23 protein-coding genes, 1 tRNA gene and 1 pseudogene are annotated in these 22,752 nt (G+C 53.7%); 14 read left to right on the forward strand and 11 right to left on the reverse strand.

Annotated features, from left to right (window positions below; translation table 11 throughout):
* The first annotated feature begins 14 nt into the window (after positions 1–14).
* Complete coding sequence (locus tag LVW35_RS07070; RefSeq protein WP_233894450.1) at positions 15–977, forward strand: MucB/RseB C-terminal domain-containing protein; 963 nt, start codon at positions 15–17, stop codon at positions 975–977.
* Positions 978–1,211: 234 nt separating this feature from the next.
* Positions 1,212–2,651, forward strand: a complete 1,440-nt coding sequence (locus LVW35_RS07075; RefSeq protein ID WP_233894452.1) for a DegQ family serine endoprotease — start codon at positions 1,212–1,214, stop codon at positions 2,649–2,651.
* A 64-nt stretch (positions 2,652–2,715) separates the two neighbouring features.
* Here the strand turns inward: LVW35_RS07075 and LVW35_RS07080 are convergent, their stop codons facing one another.
* The gene (locus LVW35_RS07080) at positions 2,716–4,149 is read right to left on the reverse strand and encodes a M48 family metalloprotease (RefSeq protein WP_233894454.1); all 1,434 of its coding nucleotides are present in this window, start codon (positions 4,147–4,149) and stop codon (positions 2,716–2,718) included.
* 94 nt (positions 4,150–4,243) lie between these two features.
* Between LVW35_RS07080 and LVW35_RS07085 the strand changes: the two genes are divergently transcribed.
* Together LVW35_RS07085 and LVW35_RS07090 are read left to right on the forward strand one after the other, a co-directional pair.
* On the forward strand, positions 4,244–4,483 hold the full coding sequence (locus tag LVW35_RS07085) for a sulfurtransferase TusA family protein (RefSeq protein WP_010212198.1): 240 nt from the start codon (positions 4,244–4,246) through the stop codon (positions 4,481–4,483).
* Between the two features lie 31 nt (positions 4,484–4,514).
* Positions 4,515–5,585: an AI-2E family transporter gene (locus LVW35_RS07090; protein ID WP_233894455.1), complete on the forward strand. Its 1,071-nt coding sequence runs from the start codon at positions 4,515–4,517 to the stop codon at positions 5,583–5,585.
* Between the two features lie 47 nt (positions 5,586–5,632).
* Here LVW35_RS07090 and LVW35_RS07095 read toward each other — a convergent pair whose 3' ends face one another.
* The gene (locus LVW35_RS07095) at positions 5,633–6,106 is read right to left on the reverse strand and encodes a peroxiredoxin (RefSeq protein WP_071488941.1); all 474 of its coding nucleotides are present in this window, start codon (positions 6,104–6,106) and stop codon (positions 5,633–5,635) included.
* Between the two features lie 10 nt (positions 6,107–6,116).
* Entirely contained in the window at positions 6,117–6,677 is a 561-nt protein-coding gene (locus LVW35_RS07100; RefSeq protein ID WP_003172487.1) for a glycine cleavage system protein R, read from the reverse strand.
* Between the two features lie 273 nt (positions 6,678–6,950).
* On the opposite strand from LVW35_RS07100, the gene dapA reads away from it, so the two are divergent.
* The 6 genes from dapA to LVW35_RS07130 all read left to right on the forward strand — a co-directional run bounded on the left by dapA (position 6,951) and on the right by LVW35_RS07130 (position 10,985).
* Positions 6,951–7,829: a 4-hydroxy-tetrahydrodipicolinate synthase gene (gene dapA / locus LVW35_RS07105; protein WP_233894457.1), complete on the forward strand. Its 879-nt coding sequence runs from the start codon at positions 6,951–6,953 to the stop codon at positions 7,827–7,829.
* A gap of 17 nt (positions 7,830–7,846) precedes the next feature.
* Positions 7,847–8,962, forward strand: a complete 1,116-nt coding sequence (bamC, locus tag LVW35_RS07110; RefSeq protein WP_233894458.1) for an outer membrane protein assembly factor BamC — start codon at positions 7,847–7,849, stop codon at positions 8,960–8,962.
* A gap of 4 nt (positions 8,963–8,966) precedes the next feature.
* Entirely contained in the window at positions 8,967–9,725 is a 759-nt protein-coding gene (locus tag LVW35_RS07115; protein WP_233894459.1) for an MBL fold metallo-hydrolase, read from the forward strand.
* A 27-nt stretch (positions 9,726–9,752) separates the two neighbouring features.
* Positions 9,753–10,466, forward strand: coding sequence for a phosphoribosylaminoimidazolesuccinocarboxamide synthase (gene purC / locus LVW35_RS07120; RefSeq protein ID WP_010212191.1), 714 nt, complete (start codon positions 9,753–9,755; stop codon positions 10,464–10,466).
* 83 nt (positions 10,467–10,549) lie between these two features.
* Positions 10,550–10,639: transfer RNA gene (locus LVW35_RS07125), tRNA-Ser, on the forward strand.
* A gap of 160 nt (positions 10,640–10,799) precedes the next feature.
* On the forward strand, positions 10,800–10,985 hold the full coding sequence (locus tag LVW35_RS07130; RefSeq protein ID WP_233894460.1) for a YegP family protein: 186 nt from the start codon (positions 10,800–10,802) through the stop codon (positions 10,983–10,985).
* A gap of 312 nt (positions 10,986–11,297) precedes the next feature.
* Here LVW35_RS07130 and LVW35_RS07135 read toward each other — a convergent pair whose 3' ends face one another.
* Together LVW35_RS07135 and LVW35_RS07140 are read right to left on the reverse strand one after the other, a co-directional pair.
* Positions 11,298–11,864 (reverse strand): recombinase family protein, encoded by a 567-nt coding sequence (locus LVW35_RS07135; protein ID WP_057978389.1) that lies wholly within the window; start codon positions 11,862–11,864, stop codon positions 11,298–11,300.
* A 176-nt stretch (positions 11,865–12,040) separates the two neighbouring features.
* Positions 12,041–12,844, reverse strand: coding sequence for a hypothetical protein (locus LVW35_RS07140; RefSeq protein WP_233894461.1), 804 nt, complete (start codon positions 12,842–12,844; stop codon positions 12,041–12,043).
* Between the two features lie 82 nt (positions 12,845–12,926).
* On the opposite strand from LVW35_RS07140, the gene LVW35_RS07145 reads away from it, so the two are divergent.
* Both LVW35_RS07145 and LVW35_RS07150 read left to right on the forward strand, forming a co-directional pair.
* Complete coding sequence (locus tag LVW35_RS07145; protein ID WP_233894462.1) at positions 12,927–13,313, forward strand: hypothetical protein; 387 nt, start codon at positions 12,927–12,929, stop codon at positions 13,311–13,313.
* 49 nt (positions 13,314–13,362) lie between these two features.
* A complete protein-coding gene (locus tag LVW35_RS07150) occupies positions 13,363–13,980 on the forward strand; it encodes an SPOR domain-containing protein (protein WP_233894464.1) in 618 nt (205 codons plus the stop codon).
* A gap of 789 nt (positions 13,981–14,769) precedes the next feature.
* Here LVW35_RS07150 and LVW35_RS07155 read toward each other — a convergent pair.
* The 5 genes from LVW35_RS07155 to LVW35_RS07175 form a co-directional block, all read right to left on the reverse strand.
* Positions 14,770–14,991, reverse strand: coding sequence for a hypothetical protein (locus LVW35_RS07155; protein WP_060549881.1), 222 nt, complete (start codon positions 14,989–14,991; stop codon positions 14,770–14,772).
* Positions 14,991–15,467, reverse strand: coding sequence for a hypothetical protein (locus LVW35_RS07160; RefSeq protein ID WP_233894466.1), 477 nt, complete (start codon positions 15,465–15,467; stop codon positions 14,991–14,993). Before LVW35_RS07160 ends, LVW35_RS07155 begins: the two co-directional genes overlap by 1 nt.
* A 322-nt stretch (positions 15,468–15,789) precedes the next feature.
* Positions 15,790–17,037, reverse strand: a complete 1,248-nt coding sequence (locus tag LVW35_RS07165; protein ID WP_233894467.1) for a primase-helicase family protein — start codon at positions 17,035–17,037, stop codon at positions 15,790–15,792.
* Positions 17,038–17,203: 166 nt separating this feature from the next.
* A complete protein-coding gene (locus LVW35_RS07170; RefSeq protein WP_233894468.1) occupies positions 17,204–17,374 on the reverse strand; it encodes a hypothetical protein in 171 nt (56 codons plus the stop codon).
* A 1,670-nt stretch (positions 17,375–19,044) separates the two neighbouring features.
* Positions 19,045–20,577 carry a tyrosine-type recombinase/integrase gene (locus LVW35_RS07175; RefSeq protein WP_233894469.1) on the reverse strand — a complete coding sequence of 511 codons (1,533 nt, stop codon included), beginning with the start codon at positions 20,575–20,577 and terminating at the stop codon, positions 19,045–19,047.
* 253 nt (positions 20,578–20,830) lie between these two features.
* Between LVW35_RS07175 and mntA the strand changes: the two genes are divergently transcribed.
* Positions 20,831–21,226, forward strand: coding sequence for a type VII toxin-antitoxin system MntA family adenylyltransferase antitoxin (gene mntA, locus LVW35_RS07180; protein ID WP_233894470.1), 396 nt, complete (start codon positions 20,831–20,833; stop codon positions 21,224–21,226).
* Positions 21,220–21,399: pseudogene (locus LVW35_RS07185) on the forward strand (DUF86 domain-containing protein); the annotation flags it as partial. The gene mntA and the pseudogene LVW35_RS07185, both read left to right, overlap by 7 nt.
* A 57-nt stretch (positions 21,400–21,456) precedes the next feature.
* On the opposite strand, the gene LVW35_RS07190 reads toward LVW35_RS07185, so the two are convergent.
* Positions 21,457–22,683: an MFS transporter gene (locus tag LVW35_RS07190; protein WP_233894471.1), complete on the reverse strand. Its 1,227-nt coding sequence runs from the start codon at positions 22,681–22,683 to the stop codon at positions 21,457–21,459.
* Between the last annotated feature and the right edge of the window lie 69 nt (positions 22,684–22,752).

Consider the following 22,752-nt stretch of genomic DNA (forward strand, 5'->3'; position numbering starts at 1 on the left):
CCGTAAGGAGCTCTATGCGAGCCATACCGCTCCTTACGCTTTTGCTCAGTGGTTGGTTTGCACTCCCCGCCCATGCCGATGAAGCCCAAGACTGGCTGACTCGACTTGGGCGTGCAGAGCAGCAGCAAAGCTTTCAAGGTACGTTTGTCTACGAACGTAACGGCAGTTTCTCTACCCATGACATCTGGCATCGTGCCCGGAATGGTCAGGTCCGTGAGCGGCTCTTGCAGCTCGATGGTTCTGCCCAGGAAGTCGTGCGGTTGGATGGCCGGGCCCAATGTGTCAGCGGCACCCTTGTCGCAGGCCTCGGCAACTCGCGTGATGCACCGTCCCGTGCGCTTGATCCGCAAAAACTCAATCAATTCTATGAACTGGCCGTCATCGGCAAATCTCGCGTGGCCGGGCGTAATGCGGTGATCGTCTCGATCACGCCGCGTGACCAGTACCGCTACGGTTTTGAACTGCATCTGGATCGTGAAACGGCGCTGCCGCTCAAATCCCTTTTGCTCAACGACCAAGGGCAGTTGCTGGAGCGCTTCCAGTTCACGCGACTCAATACATCGGTCGTGCCGGATGATCGCGATCTGCAACCCAGCAGCGAATGCACACCTATATCTGTCGCCAATGACAAAGCCCCCGAGGTGCAGTCGACCCAGGCCTGGCATTTGGAGTGGTTGCCGCCGGGCTTTCAATTGATAAATACCAGCGCCCGCAAAGACATCCAGACCAAGGCCACAGTCGACAGCCTTATGTATGGGGACGGTCTGGCGCGCTTTTCGATATTCCTCGAACCGATCAGCGATGCAAGCGTCACGGAAACCCGCACTCAGCTGGGCCCAACGGTTGCTGTGTCCCGTCGCCTTAATACGGTGGATGGCGAAATGATGGTGACCGTTGTGGGCGAACTCCCTATTGGCACCGCAGAACGTATCGCGTTGTCGGTGCGCGGCGAAAAAAAGCCAGCCGCCCAGCCGTGAGTCGTTAATCCTATGTTCATCCTGACGTTTCACTGTATTTGCATGCCAGGTTGGCTGCCGAGAGCATGAAATGTCTGGATCAGCATTTTCACTTGCAAAAATCTCTTATGTTTTTTATAGGTCAGGGCTTGTTGGCTCTGGCCTTGTTTTGTTCACGGAACAAAGATGTCGGTCGCAGTTTTCGGCGTTTCTTGAACCTTGTCGCTCAACCCTGCTCGTCGTAACGGGAGCTGTATGTCGATACCACGTTTGAAGTCTTACCTATCCATAGTCGCCACGGTGTTGGTGCTGGGTCAGGCCGTGCCCGCGCAAGCGGTCGAGCTGCCTGACTTCACCCAATTGGTTGAGCAAGCCTCGCCGGCCGTGGTGAACATTAGTACCACGCAAAAACTGCCGGATCGCAAAGTCTCCAACCAGCAGATGCCGGACCTGGAAGGCCTGCCGCCGATGCTGCGCGAGTTCTTCGAGCGCGGCATGCCGCAGCCACGCGCACCCCGTGGAGGCGGTGGTGGCCAGCGTGAGGCTCAGTCTCTGGGCTCGGGCTTCATCATCTCGCCGGATGGCTACATCCTCACCAACAACCACGTGATTGCAGACGCTGACGAAATTCTCGTGCGCCTGGCTGACCGTAGTGAGTTGAAAGCCAAACTGGTGGGCACCGATCCGCGTTCCGACGTGGCGCTGCTGAAAATTGAAGGCAAAGACCTGCCGGTGTTGAAACTGGGTAAATCCCAGGACCTCAAAGCCGGACAGTGGGTCGTTGCCATCGGTTCGCCGTTTGGTTTTGACCACACCGTGACCCAAGGCATCGTCAGCGCCATCGGTCGCAGCCTGCCGAACGAAAATTACGTCCCGTTCATCCAGACCGATGTGCCGATCAACCCGGGTAACTCGGGTGGTCCGCTGTTCAACCTGGCGGGTGAAGTGGTGGGGATCAACTCGCAGATATACACCCGTTCCGGCGGTTTCATGGGCGTGTCGTTCGCTATCCCGATCGACGTGGCCATGGACGTTTCCAATCAGCTGAAAAGCGGCGGGAAGGTCAGTCGTGGCTGGTTGGGGGTGGTGATCCAGGAAGTGAACAAAGACCTGGCTGAATCGTTCGGCCTCGACAAGCCGGCCGGTGCGCTGGTCGCGCAGATCCAGGACGACGGCCCGGCAGCCAAAGGCGGCCTGCAAGTCGGCGACGTGATCCTGAGCATGAACGGCCAGCCGATTGTCATGTCGGCCGACCTGCCGCACTTGGTGGGCGCACTCAAGGCTGGCAGCAAAGCCAAGCTGGAAGTGATCCGTGAAGGCAAGCGCCAGACCGTTGAGCTGACGGTCGGTGCCATCCCTGAAGAGGGCGCAACCCTGGATGCCCTGGGCAACGCCAAGCCAGGAGCGGAGCGCAGCAGCAACCGCCTGGGTATTGCCGTGGCCGAGCTGACCGATGAGCAGAAGAAAACCTTCGACCTCAAGAGTGGCGTGGTAATCAAGGAAGTGCAGGACGGTCCTGCGTCCCTTATTGGCCTGCAGCCGGGTGATGTCATCACCCACCTGAACAACCAGGCCATTGACAGCACCAAGCAATTCACCGACATCGCCAAGGCGTTGCCAAAGAATCGTACGGTATCGATGCGCGTGCTGCGTCAGGGGCGTGCAAGCTTCATCACGTTCAAGCTCGCCGAGTAAGTCGTTGGAAACAAAAAGCCCCGCCTTCGTTGAATGAAGGCGGGGCTTTTTTTGGGCGAGCGGTTTAGCTCATCATCCCTTTGACCAGGCGTTCCTGTTCGATCAGCTCTCGCTGGCGGGCATCGATGCGTGACGACAATGGGAAGTTGTTGCCGGCACGACGCTTGGCAAAATCCAACTGCTGGATGGCCTGCTGGAAGTCACCTACCAACGCAAAGTATTCGGCGCGGGCTTGGTGCAGGCCGATGATATTGCCGGAGAGTCCGCGTGTCTCAGCGACTTGATACCAGACGTCGGGGTCGTCAGGGCGGGATTTGAGCAAGCCATCCAGGGCTTTCTCTGCCTCAGCGGTGCGGTTCTGTTTGAGCAGCAGGTCGACCCGGATCTGATTCAGGGGATAGTTGCCGGGGTACTGGATCAGCATTCGATCTGTACGTTGCTGGGCATCAGGCAGATGGTTGTTGTCTATCTCAAGCTGGATCAGCGCCAAATTGTAGGTAATGTCATTCGGCGCCTTGGCCAGTAATGCTGTGAGATTCTCCCGCGCTTGCTTGAACTGAGAACCTTTGATCTGGGCAATAGCCAGGCCATAGCGCGCCACATCGTTCTTCGGGTTCTCGTCCAACTGTGCCTGGAAGCGTTTGGCGGCCAGGCCTGAGGTGTCTTCGTACTGCAACTGCACCCGCGCGCGGATCAGTTGATAGCGCAGGCTGTCTTCCTTGCCGCCGGGCTTGGCTTGCTCGGCGCGGTTGCGGGTGTCGGCGATCCGTGATTCGGTGACCGGGTGCGTCAGCAGGAATTCCGGTGGCTTGGCATCGAACCGATACTGGCGCATCAGGCGTTCGAACATGGTTGGCATCGAGCGCGGGTCGTAACCGGCTTTTTCCAGGTTGAGGATGCCGATACGGTCCGCCTCTTGTTCGTTCTGGCGCGAGAAGCGGCGCTGCTCCTGGATCGCTGCAGCCTGGGTGCCGGCGATTGCGGCAATACCTGCATCACCCGCGCCCGCTGCGGCGGCAATGATGCCGCCCAGCAGGGCAGCCATCATCGGGAGCTGCATGCGTTGCTGCGCTTCCACGCCACGGGCGAAGTGGCGTTGGGACAAGTGCGCCAATTCGTGGGCCAGTACCGAGGCGTATTCTCCTTCGGTCTGGGCATTGAGAAACAGGCCGCCGTTGACCCCGACAATCCCGCCAGGCGCAGCAAAGGCGTTCAATTGCGGGCTGTTTATCAGGATGAATTCCAGGCGCCGGTCGTTGACCTGGCTGGTCTCCACCAGCTTGTAGACGCTGGTTTCGACGTAATCCTTGAGCTGTGGATCGTTGAGTTGCGAGACCTGGCTCCGCAGGTAGGCCAGCCAGGCGCGACCCAACTGGTATTCCTGTTGTGGCGAGACAATGGCAGAACTGGCGTCGCCGAGTGACGGCAGGTCGTCAGCGAAGCCTGGGGAGGCCAGCAGGCAAGCCAGCGTCAGCAGGGTAGGGCGCAAAAAAGTCATGCACAGGGCCTTTCGACAAAGAGCTTACTGTAGCCGGACACTGAGCTTCGGACCAGATATTCTAAGCATCCCCAATGCTTGTCCGGAGTAAGCCATGACCGACGCTGTCGCCTTTGATGCCGAACTCGATGCCAGCGGCCTCAATTGCCCGCTGCCCTTGCTCAAGGCCAAGTTGGAGCTCAATCGTCTGGCCAGTGGCGCAGTGCTCAAAGTGATCGCCACAGACGCGGGCTCCCAGCGTGACTTCCGCACCTTTGCCAAGCTGGCCGGCCATACTTTGTTGCATGAAGAAGACGCCGCCGGCGTATACCGTTACTGGTTGCGCAAGGCCTGAACCGTTTGCACCCACCCTCCGAGGTTGATTGATGTTCAAAGTGTTACGAGACTGGATTCAGCGCTACTTCTCCGATGAGGAGGCCGTGGTGCTGGCGGTCCTGCTGTTTCTGGCCTTTACGGCTGTGCTCACCTTGGGCGGCATGCTGGCGCCGGTATTGGCGGGGATGGTGCTGGCGTACCTGATGCAGGGACTGGTCACAACGCTGGAACGTCTGCGCTTGCCAGGCGCGGCCGCCGTGGGGCTGGTATTCGCCTTGTTCATGGGCCTGCTGGTGCTGTTTGTCGTGGTGGTATTGCCGTTGCTTTGGCATCAACTGATCACGCTGTTCAACGAGCTGCCCGGCATGCTCGCCAAATGGCAGTCACTGTTGCTGCTGTTGCCGGAACGCTATCCGCACCTGGTGTCGGACGAGCAGGTGTTGCAGGCCATCGAAGCGGCGCGCGGCGAGATCGGAAAGTTCGGGCAATGGGCGCTGACTTTTTCCCTGTCCAGCCTGCCGCTGCTGGTCAACATCATGATCTATCTGGTGCTGGTGCCGATCCTGGTGTTTTTCTTCCTCAAGGATCGCGCCATGATCGGCCGCTGGGTGCGTGGCTACCTGCCGCGCGAACGGGCGCTGATTACCCGGGTGGCCGAGGAAATGAACCGGCAGATCGCCAACTACATTCGCGGCAAGGTCATAGAGATCATTATCTGCGGGGGCGTGACCTACATCGCCTTTATTGCACTGGACCTGAACTATGCCGCTTTGCTGGCGTTACTGGTGGGTATTTCGGTGGTGGTGCCCTATGTCGGCGCCGTGGTAGTGACCGTGCCGGTGGCCTTGATCGCGCTGTTCCAGTGGGGCTGGAGCGACCAGTTCATCTATTTGATGGCAGTGTACGGAATCATTCAGACCCTGGATGGCAACGTGCTGGTGCCGCTGCTGTTCTCGGAGGCCGTCAACCTGCACCCGGTCGCAATCATCTGCGCGGTGCTGTTGTTTGGTGGGCTGTGGGGGTTCTGGGGCGTGTTCTTTGCAATCCCGCTGGCCACGCTGTTCAAGGCGGTGCTGGATGCGTGGCCACGGCAGGAGCCTGTCGTCGCACCGCTGTTGTAACGGTGAGGCTTCCTGTGGCGAGGGAGCTTGCTCGCCACAGGGTGAATTCAGGCTTTGTTCAACGCTTGCGCCGCCGCCAGAACAGCATCCACATGCCCCGGCACCTTCACGCCACGCCATTCCTGACGCAACACGCCATCCTTGTCGATCAGGAAGGTGCTGCGATCCACACCCAGGTATTCCTTGCCATACAGCTTCTTCAACTTGATCACATCAAACAGCTGGCAGACCGCTTCATCCTTGTCGCTGATCAGCTCGAAGGGGAATTCCTGCTTGCCCTTGAAGTTCTCGTGGGACTTCACGCTGTCCCGCGACACGCCGAATACTTCGGTATTGGCCGCTTTGAACGCTGCGTACTGGTCACGGAAACCCTGGCCTTCGGTGGTGCAACCCGGTGTGCTGTCCTTCGGGTAGAAATAGATTACCACTTGCCTGCCCTTGAGGGCTGCAAGGCTGAAGGTCTGGCCGCTGGTGGCCTGGGCTTCGAAATCGGCTACGGGTTTGTCGATGACTACCGCCATGAAAACTTCCTTACATTGGGTTCTGTGGGCGCCATGGCTCGATCAGCGCGTCGAGGTTCAGGGCATCGGCGAAGTCCAGGAATTGATCGCGCAGCCAACTGATCTGCACGCCGGCCGGCAAGGTCACGGTAAACGTGGCGTTCAGCATGGTGCCGCCGGTTTGCGGGGCCTGGTAGGTGTCGCAGGTCAGGTTCTCCAGCTCGACGTTGTGGTCGATGAAGAACTGGCACAGCTCGTTGACGATGTCCGAACGATAGGCCGAACTGACATACGCCACATAAGGCAGGGCCTGTGGACGATTCTCCAGGGCAGCGCTGCGCACCACATTGACGGTGAAGTCATGCTTCTTGGCCAGGCCCGGCAGGCCGGTTTCCAGGCGCGCCAGGGCATCCCAGGTGCCGGAGATCTGCAGGACCAGCGCGCTGCACTCGCCGTGGCGGGTGAGTCGTGAGGTCACGACGGCGCAGCGGTTTTCATGGCTGGCGCGGCACAGGACGTTGGTCAGCTCCATGGGGTTGGCGCCGAGGGCACTGATAACAAGGAATTGTTCGCGAACTGTGGGGGTGGACATGCAGCCTTCCTAAAACGATGAGCGGTCGATACTGTGCAGGCTGTATCGATCAAAGGATGAAGGGTAGCGAAAACCGTCGCCAAGGGATAGGAGGTGGTGTTTTCATTGCGAGATCGACTCGTTTTCATCGGGCTTCAGGGCGGGCTTTGGCCCAATGATGGCATTGCCCGTCGTTTAGTTGCGCCATAACGCGTCCTCAGGCGGTACTTTGCTTGTGCAAGCATCTTGGCGCCAGTACCATTACGGCTCTCTTTTTCCGGCAGGAGCGGTTGCATGATTGCGGGCAGTATGGTGGCACTGGTCACACCCATGGATGCACAGGGTCATCTCGACTGGGACAGCCTGGGCAAACTGGTGGACTTCCACCTGCAAGAAGGCACCAATGCCATCGTGGCGGTCGGCACCACCGGTGAATCGGCCACCCTTGATGTGGAAGAACACATCCAGGTCATCGAATTCGTGGTCAAGCGCGTCGCGGGCCGTATTGCCGTGATCGCCGGTACGGGCGCCAACTCGACGCGTGAAGCGATCGAGTTGACCAACAACGCCAAGAAAGCCGGCGCCGATGCGTGCCTGCTGGTAACTCCGTACTACAACAAGCCGACCCAGGAAGGCCTGTACCAGCACTTCCGCGCCATTGCCGAAGCGGTCGACATCCCGCAGATCCTCTATAACGTGCCCGGTCGCACCGCGTGCGATATGAAGGCCGAGACCGTGATCCGCCTGTCCACCGTGCCGAATATCATCGGTATCAAGGAAGCCACCGGAGACCTGCAGCGCGCCAAGGACATCCTGGCCGGCGTGAGCAGCGATTTCCTGCTGTATTCCGGTGACGACGCCACCGCCGTAGAGCTCATCCTGTTGGGCGGCAAGGGCAACATTTCCGTGACTGCCAACGTAGCCCCGCGTGCCATGAGTGAAATGTGCGCCGCCGCCATCGCCGGCGACGCCGTGACCGCCCGCGCGATCCACGAGAAGCTGATGCCGCTCAACAAGACACTGTTTATCGAATCCAACCCTATTCCCGTGAAGTGGGCGCTGACTGAAATGGGCATGATGCCGGACGGTATCCGTCTGCCGCTCACCCGTCTCAGCGAAGCCTGTCACGAACCGCTGCGACAGGCCCTGCGCCAGTCCGGCGTCCTGGTTTAATTGAGGAAGCACTACGCATGAAGCGATTGGCCGGACTTTCCGCACTTGCCTTGATTATCTCCAGCACCAGTGGCTGCGGTTGGATCTGGGGCCCGGAAGGCTACTTCCGTGACCGCGGTAGCGATTACCTGGAAGCCCAACCTACCAAACCGATGGAATTGCCGCCGGGCGTCAACGTCGCCAAGCGTCTTGACCCGTTGCTGCCGATTCCGCGCAATGTCGCCGACGACACCACCAAGGGCGAGTACGTAGTGCCACGTCCACAGCCGATCTCGGCCGTGGCGGATGCCAGCGACTACAGCCTGCAGAAGAGCGGCGACTCCCGCTGGATCGTGGCTCAGCGCCCACCTGCCGAAGTCTGGCCAGTGGCCGTGCAGTTCTTCCAGGACAATGGCTTTCGCATCGACGAGCAGCGCCCACAGACGGGTGAATTCACCACTGCATGGCAGCAGGGCAGCGAACTGTCCGCTACCATGGCCAAGCGCCTTCAAGCTGGTGGTGTAGCCGCCGACAGCGAAGCCCGTGTGCGTGTACGCATCGAGCCAGGCGTGCAGCGTAATACCAGTGAAGTCTATGTGGTCAGCGCCGAGCGTCCTGCCGGCAGCACCGCAAACGTTGACTTCACCAACCGCTCGGTCAACACCGGCGTCGACTCGGCATTGGTCGACGAGATGCTGGCCAGCATGAGCCGTATCTCCGAGAAGGGCGGTTCCGTTTCCCTGCTCGCCGCACGTGATTACGACACCCCGAGCCGCGTCAGCCTCACCGAAGACGGCAGTGGTAACGTGGTGCTGAACCTGGGGGAAGACCTTGACCGTGCCTGGGCCAGTGTTGGCCGCGCATTGGAGCAGGGCCCCTGGCGTGTAGAAGACATCAACCGCAGCCTGGGCCTGTACTACATCAACGTGGCCGAAAAGGCCGAGCGTAAAGATGACGAGCCTGGCTTCTTCGGCAAGTTGTTCGGCAGCCAGCCGACCAAGGAAGAGATCGAGACCCGCGCCGAGCGTTACCAGGTTCGTTTGAGCAAGGTGGGCGAAAGCGTGCAGGTCACCGTCGAGAAGAACATCAATACTGTTGCGCCTGCTGAAACAGCGCGCAAAGTGTTGGGCGTGATTCAAGACAACCTGGGCTGATCCGGTGCGTTTTGCCGTTCTCGGCAGCGGAAGCCAAGGGAACGGTACGCTGGTCGCCCACGACGACACGTATGTGCTGGTGGATTGTGGCTTCTCGTTGCGGGAAACCGAGCGGCGCCTGCTGCGCCTGGGGGTTCACCCCGCGCAGCTGAGCGCGATTCTGGTGACCCACGAACATGCCGACCACGTGCATGGCGTGGGTTTACTGTCTCGGCGCTACAATCTCCCGGTGTACCTCAGTCGCGGTACCTTGCGCGGGATGCGCAAACCCATCGAACCCGCAGGTTTCCTGGCCGGTGGCGAGCAACTGCAAATCGGAGCCTTGAGCATCGACGTGATTGCCGTCGCGCACGACGCCCAGGAACCGACTCAGTATGTATTCAGTGACGGTGAGCGACGCTTCGGCGTGCTCACCGACCTGGGCTCCTACTGCGCCAAGGTGTTGGACGGTTACCGGAACCTCGATGCCTTGATGATCGAGTCCAACCACTGCCGAGACCTGTTGGCTCGCGGTCATTACCCCTACTTTCTCAAGCAGCGGGTGGGTGGCGAACTGGGACATTTGAACAACCACCAGGCGGCGTACCTGGTGTATGAGTTGGGCTGGCAAGACTTGCAACACCTGGTCCTGGCCCACCTGAGCAGCAAGAACAACCTGCCGCAGCTGGCCCGGCAATGTTTTGTCGACACCCTCGGGTGCGACCCGGACTGGCTGCAACTGGCCGATCAAGATTCAGGGCTCGACTGGCGACATATCGCCTAGCCCACCATTTAGCAAGCGGAGCCCATCATGGAAAAACGTGAAGAACTCTACCGCGGCAAAGCCAAGTCGGTGTACAAGACCGACGACGCCAACCGCCTGATCCTGCTGTTTCGCAACGACACCTCGGCGTTCGACGGCAAGCGCATCGAACAACTTGATCGCAAAGGCATGGTGAACAACAAGTTCAACGCCTTCATCATGCAGAAACTCGAAGCGGCCGGCATTCCGACCCAATTCGACAAACTGCTGGGCGACAACGAGTGCCTGGTCAAGAAGCTCGACATGATCCCGGTGGAATGCGTCGTGCGTAACTACGCCGCTGGCAGCCTGGTCAAACGTTTGGGCGTGGAAGAGGGCCTCAAGCTCAACCCCTATACCTTCGAACTGTTCCTGAAGGACGACGCCAAGGGCGACCCGTTCATCAACGAATCCCACGTCGTGGCATTCGGCTGGGGCACCGCTGAGCAACTGGCACGCATGAAGGAGTTGTCTCTCAAGGTCAACGACGTGCTGAGCAAGCTGTTCGACGACGCTGGCCTGCTGCTGGTGGACTTCAAGCTCGAATTTGGCGTATTCCACGACGGCTCCATCGTCCTGGGCGACGAATTCAGCCCGGACGGCTGCCGCCTGTGGGACAAGGACACCAAGAAGAAGATGGACAAAGACCGCTTCCGCCAGGGTCTTGGTGACGTCATCGAAGCCTACGAAGAAGTCGCCAACCGTTTGGGCGTACCGCTTTAATCGACGCAAGCATCTGATAGCACGGAAAAAAATCGCGCCAGCGCTTTGCTTTCCTGATTCACGCTGTTATGATGCGCGCCGTTGGAGAGATGCCAGAGTGGCCGAATGGGACGGATTCGAAATCCGTTGTACCTTCACCGGTACCTAGGGTTCGAATCCCTATCTCTCCGCCATATATATAAAATCCCTGTAATTCAATGAGTTACGGGGATTTTTTTTTTGGATTCTACCCAGTATTTCTATCCACTTTAAAACTATAGCGCGGCTATTCTGGCGCTAGGTTTTCTCTCGCCTATGCTTGCCGTTCCTTTCCTTCAATATGGAGCATACGGCATGTATTTTGAGGTTTATCAGCAGGCGGGCCAATCCCTCCTAGGCGGTCAGTGGAGGTGGCGTCTGAAAGCGGCGAATCATCAAATAATTGCTCAAGGAGAGTCCTACCATAACCAGCAGGATTGTCTGGCTGCGATTGGTTTGGTTATGGACACCAACCGCACCACGCCGGTTAGGCAGGGCTGACCAAACGCGTAGTTGGAACCTTTCAGCTACGCGCTGTTTTTAACTCAATTTTTCGTCTTCACTGACTCACACGAACGACATTTACGGATAGTCCAAAATATCGTCGCGAGAGCCGACCGGTTAAGACCAGCCTACAAATGAGAATCACTCCCGTTCGGCAAATGTGAAAATATGAGAGGTTTGGGGCGGCTCACTGGCTACCCCTGACATGGAGTGGGAAGAGGAGCTATCGCGTCTCAGAGGGGCTGAAACCGCCTAGAAAAGACGGTTCTTGAGGGAGGAAATGCTTCAGCCTTCGTTCGCGGCTTATTATCACTTGTTCCAGTGACGCTTCACTGTTGCTATGCCAATCTTCAACTCGGTAGCTACCTGTGCCTGAGTTTTGTCTTGTGCTTTCAGGCGCTGAACATCTGCTGTGGTGTCTGTGGCTTCAGGACGGCCAAGCTTCTTGCCTTCTGCTTTGGCCCGCAGCAAACCTTGCTGTGTACGCTCGATAAGCAAGTCACGTTCAAACTCAGCTACCGCCCCCAGCACTTGCATGGTCATCTTGCCTGCTGCACTGGTCAGGTCTACACCGCCAAGAGCGAGGCAGTGAACACGGATACCATTCTCTGCCAGATGCTCGACTGTCTGGCGTACATCCATCGCGTTGCGCCCCAGACGGTCAAGCTTAGTAACGATCAGTACGTCACCCGATTCCATACGTTCTAGGAGCTTCTGGAAACCTGCACGCTCCTTTGCAGCGACGCTACCCGACACCGTTTCTTCCACTACACGACTAGCCTGTACATCGAAGCCAGCAGCTTTCACTTCCTGCACTTGGTTTTCAGTGAACTGGTTGGAGGTGCTGACTCGGCAGTAGAGGAATGTACGTGACATGATGTTGGCTCCGGTATCGTTTAACGTGGTATCAGTGTACCAAGGTATCAACAAGACACAAAGCCTATTTTGATGATCCTAAATACCGTCTGTCAGGAAGGTATCGTTTAACGGTCGTTTGATGATGCCAAGCTTTACATGGTGCATGCGGGTAGGCATGAAGGCTAGAGACAAAGCTATGCGGGCGCTTTCTGTTCCGGATGCGGAATGGCGACGCACACTGCCGAACCCACTCGAAAGCTTTCCTGTTTCAGCACTGCTGCTATTCCATGCTTTTTGAACTGCGTAAGAATCTGTCCGGCAATGTTGTCGCAATAATGGATCATGAGGTTCCCAATCGTGTCTCTCTTATCTGCCGAGGCGTAGATGAGGGCGGCATGGCTAGGTAGTAGATGGTCGCCATAGTAGGGAAGCTCGCGAGCATTGATCGCAGGATGCGCCCGCAAATCATGGTCTACGACGACACCTAGACGGCTTGAACGTAGGTGTGGCGTGTCCATGTGCCGAGTCAAAGCCAGGTGCCAGCCCAATGGCTCGTGGGAAGCTATGAAGTCAGGGTCTAGGATCAGATAAGTCACGAGCGGTTGAAAGATTGATTTCTCGTGAAGGGATTGCAACGGCTCAGCGATGACGCTGACAGTAGCTGCGCTCACCACGTAACCATCGAACCGTATTGGTCCTTGTTTGTCCGCAATTGTGTTCGTGTCTACAGCTGCTAGGTAATCAAAGCGAGTCTGCAATTCCTGCGTATAGGTCTCTTGCAAGCTGAAGTCATTTGTAGGGGTGGAGAGAATGATTTTGTCACCCTTGGTCTTTGGGTGCGATAGCTTGCGGTGAATGGAGCTGGGGTCAACTTCGGCTACGGTCAGGCCGCCTTTTGGATCAACCATCATTGTGAGTTGCGACACAAGGTCGGCTGTGTGGCCATACACATAGTCGTCACGAGGTATCTCAGGGACACCTTTGCGTTTCTTCGACATACGATTGCTTCCTTTGTGATGGTGTAATGCCATTGTGCGGCTGCTACGATGGGAAATCATCAAGCAATCGAGCGTGTGATCTATGAACAAGCCCCGAGCCTTAACCATTACCGTTGAAGGCAAGTCGGATGAACACCTTCGAAAGCTGTTGGAGTTAGCCCTGTTTGATTTGGATAAGCTCCGGGAGGATACGTGGCACAGATTCGAGGGGGAATCAGTCGGTGCGGCTATGGACGGCGACATGGGTTGCTACAAGGTGGAGTACAAGGTAGGTACGCACGCCCTTGTAGCAGCGCACGAAGATTTGGTTGCGAAGGGATACAAGCGGACCAATACGTATACTTGGGAAACGGTTAAATACGGCGTCTATGAACATAGCGAGTTACCTCCCGTTAGGTTGTATCTAGACACTGCTGAGGCAGGTGAACACGACCTGGAAGAACACGAGAAAAACGTAACACGTATCTGATCTTCGATTGGCAGCTCTTCTGCACAAACCACAGGCAAGGACGCACGGCATGAAAAGTACAACGTTTCTGCTTTTAGCCATGGTGGCGTTGACTACCGGCTGCGGCCCTTCGCCTGAAGAGGTTGGCGAACAAACGAAACTGTCCATGCAGGAAAAGCTAAATACAGATGAGAATTTTAATAAGTATGAGCTAAACGTCCGCGAAGTCACCGCGATACATGAGGCGGGCAATAAATACAAAGGTTTGGCTGAAATTGAAAGTGGCACTGAGCGCTATCAAGTCACAATAGATATCATCGCGGATGGGAAAAACATCTTTTGGGAAGCGAAGCCTATGGCATTTGCTTTTGTTCTCCGCCTAAAACCCAAACCACTTGAGACTGGCCCCCTTGCATCGTTTCAGAATAAAAACATAATTTGGAGCGTGCAAGTCGCGTCTCTTTCATCTGAGTCAACAGCCTTACAGATAATGGATCACCTAAAACGGGCTGGATATGTTGTCTACCGAACCCAGAGAGACAACAAAAATCGTATTTTTGTTGGACCTATATCGGACCGGGGAGAGGCAGACCGGGTACGGCAAAAATTGGATCGGGATCATAACCTAAAAGGTTTTGTGGTTCGATATCTTCCTGAGCCAGCTACCGCCATTGAAGAGAACAAATAGTCATAGAAGCAACGGGATCAGCTTTGCGTTCGCATATGTTAGAGCATAACCTTCTACGAATGCAGGAAACGCCCCTGCATCCCAAGGCCCACCAACCGCCTCACCATTAACGAATACAGCACCATTTATCCAACTGCGGGACATTGTGGTAAGAAGCTTAAACAAGCCTACGGCTTCGCTAGGGGGGACTTCCGATTCTATCTGCACAGACCAGCGTCCAGACCTCTCAAGATACTGCCAGCGCTCTCTTAGTGGCGAGAACGAGCCGATAGAAGGTTTGGTGTTGCTGTCTAGGTTGTCTGCCGAAGCCTTCAATATAAACCAATAGAAATACGTCATTGGTTACTTCCCTGTAGCAATTTGAGTCTTGCATCTAAAATTCTAATTTGTCCTTCCATATCGTTATTTATCCTGTCTTGCCTTTCAGCGTTATTATTAATTTTTCTCTCGGTGTAGTTAACCAGTGAGTCCAGTCTCTGCCGGATCGCATCATCACTACTATGGTCAGCCTTCCCTGTGATCAATGCAAATGTCAGCAATGAAATACAGATAACACCTATGAGTGCGAACAGGCCTAGGACGGCAGTTGCAATATTATTCAATCTTCTAAACCTTCTTATTCTTAATAGTTTTAGCTTATTATTAAACCAAATGTAATAATATTACATTATTGGCGGAGAAATGCATCGTGCTAAACAGTTGGCGTCAATAATCCAGCAAACATGCAGGGTGTAATGAAGAAGGGAGACTCATGCCTCCCATACTTCGGTTTTATCAATTCCTGCTTGCTTAATCTTGTTTAGGGAATCTCTTCAAAAGAATTTGCTTAGTAAGGTCTACGCTTTCAACGGGCTTGCTTGCCTCCAAAAGCAGGTCAATGTAGCTCTGTAGTTCCTCGTCTGACAGCTTCGCCTTGGCAGGTTCCGTCTTTAGTTCAGGAGCCTTCTTGGCGGCATTGCGGGCCATAGCACGCTCTAGCTGTTTATTGAATATGGTGTTGGAGACGGTCATCACACAGCACCTTTTTCAGATGAAAGATTGGCGAAGAAGTCTTGAGCCTCTTTAGCCGCATCAGCGCGAAGCTTGGCGTCTTTATCGTGTTCTTTCTTAGCTTCCCGATCCTTTTGTGCCTGATAGAGCTGTTGTTCAAGAATTTGCTGTTGTTTAGTTTTCTCAAGTTCCAGCTCAGCAAGGTATGCATTCTCCGTCTCAGTTGCGACGTCCTTTAGCAAGTCATCAATGTTTTCTTTAACTAGGAAGATAGTTAAGCCAGCGGCTGTGCTAATAGGGTGATGCTCGGAAAGTACACGGCCTTCTACAAATAGCTTTTGTAGCTTTGGCATGAGAATAGCGGCGGGTTCGCTATACCGGTCTACCGCTGCATAAGATCGGAGAAATTGAAATTTTGCATGTTCGATTCGTTTATCCAGTACGTCTTGTTGAAAAGTGAATGCGCTCAAGGTGACGTGTTGTTTTGCATTTTCCATTTTTTATTTCCTTTGAAGTTACCATCGTCGGCGGTTTTTGGGCAAGACTGCCCCGTTGATTGCTCTTGTTAAGGAGCAGATTCTATTGTTGCTGGGAATGCCTTTACATAGGCGGGAAGAACATCTTACGGCTGCGCTATCGCTTGCCTTACGTCAAATCGCTTCGCTCTTTGACTTACTAACATCTTATTTAAAAAAGGTTAACTAAAGCTGTCACCCTGTCATCTATTGACTGAACCTTATAGGCTGCGGGGCTTACAGTGATGACGGCTTATATGGGTAGGTGTCACCCTACCTGTCACCCTGTCACCAATCCCGTCACTCAAAAACCATTGCAGGGCATATGAGTCTCAAGTTCTTTCGGAGTGGATTCTACTGTCAGCCCATTTTCAAAGCCGAAAGGGGTAATGTAGTACCGTTGTGCTTTTGTTCTGCGTTGTTTGCAACCCACGGCCAAAAGTACGTTTGCAACTGCCATGTCGCTCAGGCCATGATCGAATTCGCTTAGAAAGGCGTCTTTGATAGCTTTCACAGTGAGCACCTTATTCTTTTCAACCACTTCGCCTAGGAGATCTTCCAGCTTGTCCGCACTACTAAACCCCATCAGTTCTTGCTTCGGGACGGTCATCGGTGGCGCATCAGTTGGGTGATAGCTACCAAGGTCCACTTGCTCAAGATAGTTTCTAACGAGTTGCATCCCACGGTCATGCATCAGCCAAGGCTTGAGCTTTGTATTGATGAATTCTGAGGTCTCTTGGATCGATTCTTTGTGACGAATGAATTCTGGTATCCAGAAACGGCGATCTCCTTTTTCCAAAACAAGAGGGAGGTGGTCATTACTGGTAATGATGAAATTCAGATAGTTATCAATCGTCACTGTTGGCTTGTGCTTGCGGTGAAGGGGAATCGTAGCGTTACCCTGGAAGCTCTTGAGGGCGTCTGTGGTGCTTTTCTTGCTCTTGTAAACTTCATCAATCAAGGCGAGAGTCTTACCTGATATCACATCGTTAAAATCGCCTACGACGTCCTTGAGAGCGCATACACACACTGATGAACGCCCCAGCAATCCTGATAGAAGGGTTTCTACTAGAAAGCCTTTGCCGACGCCGTGTTGGCTGCGTAGCACAGGTGTCGCAATGATTCGTTGCTCAGGCTTGCGAACTACATGGGAAAGCCACCATCCGAAGTACCGGCGTTCGATATCGTCCGGAAACCATCGTTCTAGAAACTCAATGAACAAAGATACCTGCTGTTTAGTGACCTTTTGACCTGTAGGTTGAATGTCAGGAGCCTTCCACAGATTAATCAGTCCGCCTTCAAGCACCGTGCCCGCATTAGGTTTAAAACCCTCACCATAAGCCCAAGGTAAGCACGCAAGTAGATAGGATGCATTGTGCTCAATACCGCCTTGTTGTGAATAGTAGTGAGAGATAATGCCTGCATCCCCTTGGTCAATGCCCGTCACTAAGTCACGGAACCTAGGGTAAGAGCTATCTGAAGGGATTCGTACAAATCGCGATTTTACCGCATCAATCGCATTGTTATTGTTTTTCGGTGCTGCTGTACTCATTGAAATTTACCTCATCTGATGGGCTAGGACGTTTGGTTTTGAATAAAGAGTCGTGAAGAGACGAAATCAAAATGTTAAGTGTGTGATTGGGAGAGCCGTGGTCGTAATGTCGCATGATTTCTAAAAGCTCATTTGAAGCTCTTTCATTGAGATGTGGCCGCATAAGTTATTTCTCCAGTTTCGCGAATTCTTCACGGAGGGATTTATGTAAAAAATAACGCCTTGCTACTGCATTCATCATCTTGGAGAAGCTTTCGTAATTCACAGCCTCTGCTTCCAGTAGAGCAATCAAGTCCAAGGGCATAGCTACTTTGATCAGCCGAGTTTCTAGTTTCATTGGGATGTTTCTTCTAGTAGTGTGGTGAGTGACAGGTTAAATTGGTTTACTTTCTCTGGGGTCTTGAGTGCTTTCAATGCGGCTTTGATGCTTTGACGAACTTTCTTCCGTGCTGCATATAGGCTGCACAGAGCAGTTGTTTCCGCAGTGCTGATGTTTTTTGTTGGTTGGTTCAAAAGGGGTGTTGCAGATTACACAGTTCATAGATTTTCCTCTGTTTGATGCTCTTGGGTGATGATGCGTTTATGGTTGGTATGTCTCAGTGGTTCAGCAATTTGTTCGGTTTGATCATTGGCGTTTACAGGGTGGTCGGGGTTAGGATGTTCTCCTTCATTTAGCAGATTGTTAATTACTTCAAAGGCTAGCTTTGGACCTTCATCGGGGTAATGCTTCTGTCTCCAGTAATGCAACTGGTTATGGCATTTCTGTGAACAAAGGATCTTGGAACTTCGTGTGGTGAGCATTTCGCTGCCACACCATTTGCATTGTTTTATCAACTTCATAGGTGTTACGGTGCCGTCCATTATTGTTTTGGAATATTCAAGAGTAAGGGGTTTAATGCACAAAAAACCCACAACAAGGCGAATGAGCACCTTAAGTTGTGGGTGGATAAAAGATCCAAATATAAAACAAACCACCACAGTGGTTTGAAACTCAAGGAGTTTTTTAATGAGGTGACATTGCAAGAAGGAACAATATCAACTCACATTGACCTGCGGGAGCAAACTCTAATAAGCACCATCAGGTCGAGGGGGATGCGAGAGGGTGAAACAAATTAGCTATCAGAGAGAGACAGATTTTTTCATCTCTGTTTTCTTCCCTTCTCATCTTATTATACTAAATAAAACTCGATATTGTACAGATACAGTTAAACAAGGTTTAATTTATATTACCAGTACAGTTTGGCTTGAGTGTCTAAATTGTTTTGACGGAAGCTTTGATTTGGTAAAAGCTGCCAGTCCATAAAGAATATCAAACTTAAGGCCTAATTGCTTATCTAAGTGCGACAGCTAGTTGTATATGTACGACAACTTAGTGTTGTATTTAAATTATTATGTATGTTGGGTGTTGTAGAGATATTAAGTTATTAATCTATTGTTATAGATACTCTGCACTGAGTTCAGAAAATTGGTAGAACTTCCCCAAGGGGATAGGAGTACTCAAAAGAGCAGAGCCTTATCCCCAAGGTCTACACAACCTCCTGACCCAATGCTACAGGCTATACCTGCTCTGCACTTGAGACGAGAATGATCACAGCTTGTAGGCTGTACCTAACGGAAGGTTAGGCGGTAGTCCGGCTCCCTGACTGACATAACAAGCTCAATCACCCGCAGCCTCGCCGGAACCGACTATAAATCGGCAACTTCATGCATGCACCGCCATGCTTTGTAGCGGCGACTATAAAGCCCTTTCTTGAAGACAAGTATTCAGCCAAACGACAAGAAAGCCCTGTTACGAACAAACAAAATTAACAGAGGTATCCATTCTACAGCATAAAACAAGTTGTGGGAATGTGTACGCTGCAATAAAGTTTCGGCGGAAAACTAGTCTTCAAAACACCGTTAGTCTCAATACCAAGCACGGACACGGGTTTGACGCGGAATCGCCTATAACCCTTATAAACTCCGCCGAAATAAGGGAATACAGACGTTTGATACGTCACCCGTGGCTTACTGAGTGCTGTAAATCCCGGTGAAAGAGAATTTCAGTTTTCCTATAGCTGCTTTCTTTTGCTTGAAGCTCGGACCTGAGCTGTAAATATCGAGGGTGAACGCTTTGGACTCATGGCCTACTAGGTACGGTAAAATCTCTAGCGTCACGCCTCGTTGATGTAATTCAGTAACCATAGTTTTTCGGATTGAGTGAAATGTATGTAGCTCAGAAAAAGAAGAGCTTTTCAAACGTCCAAATCTTTTGGAAAGGCCGTCTAGCCGGTTGCCGTATTTGTTTTTTCCACCAGGAAACAGAAACCCATCATTTGAGGGAGCCTGCTTTGTGAGGTATTCGTACAATGGCAGGAGGTCAGGGTGTATTGGTATCTCGCGTATACCAGCTGCGGTTTTGGCCTCAGTGATTCGGAATCCCACAGGCTTCCCTTTTTCCAAAATAGTGTCTTCAGGCTTGATACGTCCCATCTCTTCTAGCCTGCATCCAGTGAAAGCGCCGAATGCGATCAGATTAGCAAGCGGAATATCTTCTTTAGCCAGAGCTTTGGCGTGCAGTGCCTCAACCTCTTCTTTTGTGAAGGGGACGTAGCTTTCACCAGCAGCAGCACCCACCTTCGGGAGTGAGTGACCATCAAACGGTGATACCGCGTTCGCGAACTGCCCCCTGAAGCCTTTGTGATATTTACACGCCCACTGCCAGAAATCTCTCCCGCTCCATAGGTACTGCTGTCGCGTTTTCCTGGCTTCAGATACTGATTCAAGAAAGTCGTGTACAGAGTCAAAGGAAAGCGGCTTGCCTTCAGATGTCAGATAGTCAGACAAGCGCTGGACTCTGCTTAGGTGACTGTCTCGTGTCTTCTCGGACTTAACTTGATGTTCAAGCTGTTTGTGCCACTGATCCAGCATTGCCTTAGTGATTGGGCTCTTGGGTTTGTAAGTCGTAGGGGACGCTGCAATCTCTTCCGCTTCACGTAGCTCGGTGTCAGATAGGTAATTCTCTTTCTTGGCGGTGTGCACAAGTATCCGCTGCTGAAACTCAGAAAACTTGAGCAAGCGTTCAGTCAGGGGGATGTCATCGTTAGCCATCGTGCTAGTGATGTCATCGAATAGATTAGGAATGGAATATTCAGCCTCTACCTTCAGAACATCGCGGTAGAAATCGTACAAGTCGGTCTCTAGCTTCTTCAGGCCCTCACGGACGCTATCAACGGTGGGCTTAGGACGATTGCTCGGTATAAACGTCCCTTTCGCAGCAGATAAGAGTACGGTGTCCGCTTGGGCATGGTGCCTCGCAGCGTCTTCAAAGAGTTGTTCTTTCCAGCGATCCCCGGCTTCTGCCTTGGTGCGCCTTGCGTTCACTACCTGATTTTTCCAGTCTGAGAGGATAGGGTGCCGAAACCGCATCGCCTCAGTTCGAGAACCTGTCTTCAAAGATTGGCTAAGGATTTTTCGGTTGCCAAAATATGGTCTGACATCAGCGGGTAGGTCGAACCGGACGTGCCACATTCCAGATTTCAACACCAAATTGTCAGCCATAGTTTCACCATACGGGGAGCGGATTTTGGAGGGTATTCTACCCAAATATTCTACCCAAATGTCTATGGTAACGTTGTTATGCTTGGTTTTATTGGGGGTTATGCCCGTTTTCAGAGAGTCCCTATCTCTCCGCCATTATTGAATAACGAAAAACCCCGATAACCTAAAGGTTGTCGGGGTTTTTTTGTTTGGGCGAAAATTTCAAGATGAATTCTGCTAGGGTCATTCATCGAATGGCACCATGGGTCGCAAAATGAACGTGGAAGCAGTGTTGGCGCATTTATTGGCGAGTGTCCCTGATCTGATGGCTGTCTATATTTTCGGCAGTCAAGCGTCGGGTGAGGCGAATGCCGACAGTGACCTGGACCTGGCGGTACTTGCTGCTGGCCCGGTGGACCCGCTACTGCTATGGCATGCAGCTGGGGAGCTCGCCGATATCGTGGCGGTGCCCGTCGATTTACTCGACCTGCGGGCGGCGTCCACGGTTATGCAATATCAGGTAATAACAACCGGGCGTCGGCTCTGGAACAAGGACAGTCAGGCGGGTATTTTCGAAAGCTATATCCTCAGTGAAAAAACCGCCCTGGACACTGCAAGGGCAGCGCTGTTAGACGATATTCAGAAGGAGGGAAAAGTGCATGGTCGATGATGAACATGGTCGGGTTTCGCAATATTGCGGTGCATGAATACCAAACCCTTCAATTGCCGATCACGGTTGCAATCATCACAAAGCACCTCGGTGACTTTCTGGCGTTCAGTGCGTTTATCCTGACCAAAGATGCTAGTCAGTCAGGCGCCACTACAGACACTTATCCCGATTAAACGAAAAAGCCTGCTGAACTCAACACTCAGCAGGCTTTTTAGTAAGTACTTGTTTGGTCAGGCAGGCTGCGCCGCCAAGCTGTTACTGACATTGCGCCCCAGCACCAGCACGGTTACGAAACCCACGCCTACCAGCGCAGTCGCCAGGCTCAACAGCACCGCGCTGCCCATCTGGTCAACGATCCGTCCGCCAAAGAACGAACCCAGGGCAATAATCACCTGGAACAACGCGACAAACAGCGGCATGCCACGTTCCACGTCCTTGGGCGCTACCACAAACATCCAGATACTGGCACAAGCCGGGAAGGCGCCGAAGGCGAAGCCCCAGAGTGCGATCAGCATGGCTGCGCCGGTCAGGCCCGTGGCGAAATAAGGGAAGAGGGCAGTGCTGGTGCCAATCATCAGCGCGACCAGCAGCAGGGTGTAACGCACGCTGCGGTTGGCGGCGAAGCCGGCGAAAATGTTACCTGCCACACCCGCTATGCCAAACATCAGCAGCAGCGAGCCGATGGTCGGGCCATCGAAGCCGGAGCTGTTCTTGAAGAACGGTGCGACGTAGGTGTACGCGGCAAAGTGCGCCAGGCCGATCAGCAATACCGCGATCAAACCGACCCGCGCCCGTGGGTTGATGAACAACGCTGGCAGGTCACTGACGAGAATGGCTTTTTCCGGCTTGAGGATGGGTAGCAGGAGGACCTGTGCCAGCAGCACCGGCAGGCCCACCAGCGCGGTGACCAGGAACGTCATGCGCCAGCCCATCAGGCCACTGAGCCAAGTGCCGACCGGCACGCCCAATACGGTGGCCAGTGTCACACCCATCATGATGATCGAAGTGGCTTTCGCCACGTCCACACCCCTGGGGGCCAGGCGGCCGCTGAGGGCGATGGCTGTCGCCCAGAAACCGCCGATGCTGATACCCAGCAATACGCGACCGAATAGCAGAAGGCTGAAATCACTGGCGAAGGCCACGACCATGTTGGCGATGATCATGATCAGCGTCAGGCCGATCAGTAGGTAACGGCGGTCCATGGCACCAATGATCACTGACAGCAAAGGTGCCGCGAGCGCGGCCATGATGCCGGGCAGGGTGACCATCAGGCCGGCATGGCCGGCGCTGATACCGAGGTCCGCAGCGACATCGTTGAGTACGCCCACCGGCAGAAACTCACTGGTCACCAGGGCAAAGGCGCCCACGGCGACCGAGAGAATCGCCAGCCACTGCTGTTTGACACTTTGTTGATTATGTTCCGGAAGGCCGCGAGGGGCCTGGCTGGCACTTGGCATGGTGTTGGGTTCCAGGGTGAGCGTCGCCTGAAGCCAGGCGATGGGGAAGGAATTTGGAGGCGATTATAG

The sequence above is a fragment of the Pseudomonas sp. HN11 genome, assembly GCF_021390155.1.
Taxonomy (GTDB): Bacteria; Pseudomonadota; Gammaproteobacteria; order Pseudomonadales; family Pseudomonadaceae; genus Aquipseudomonas.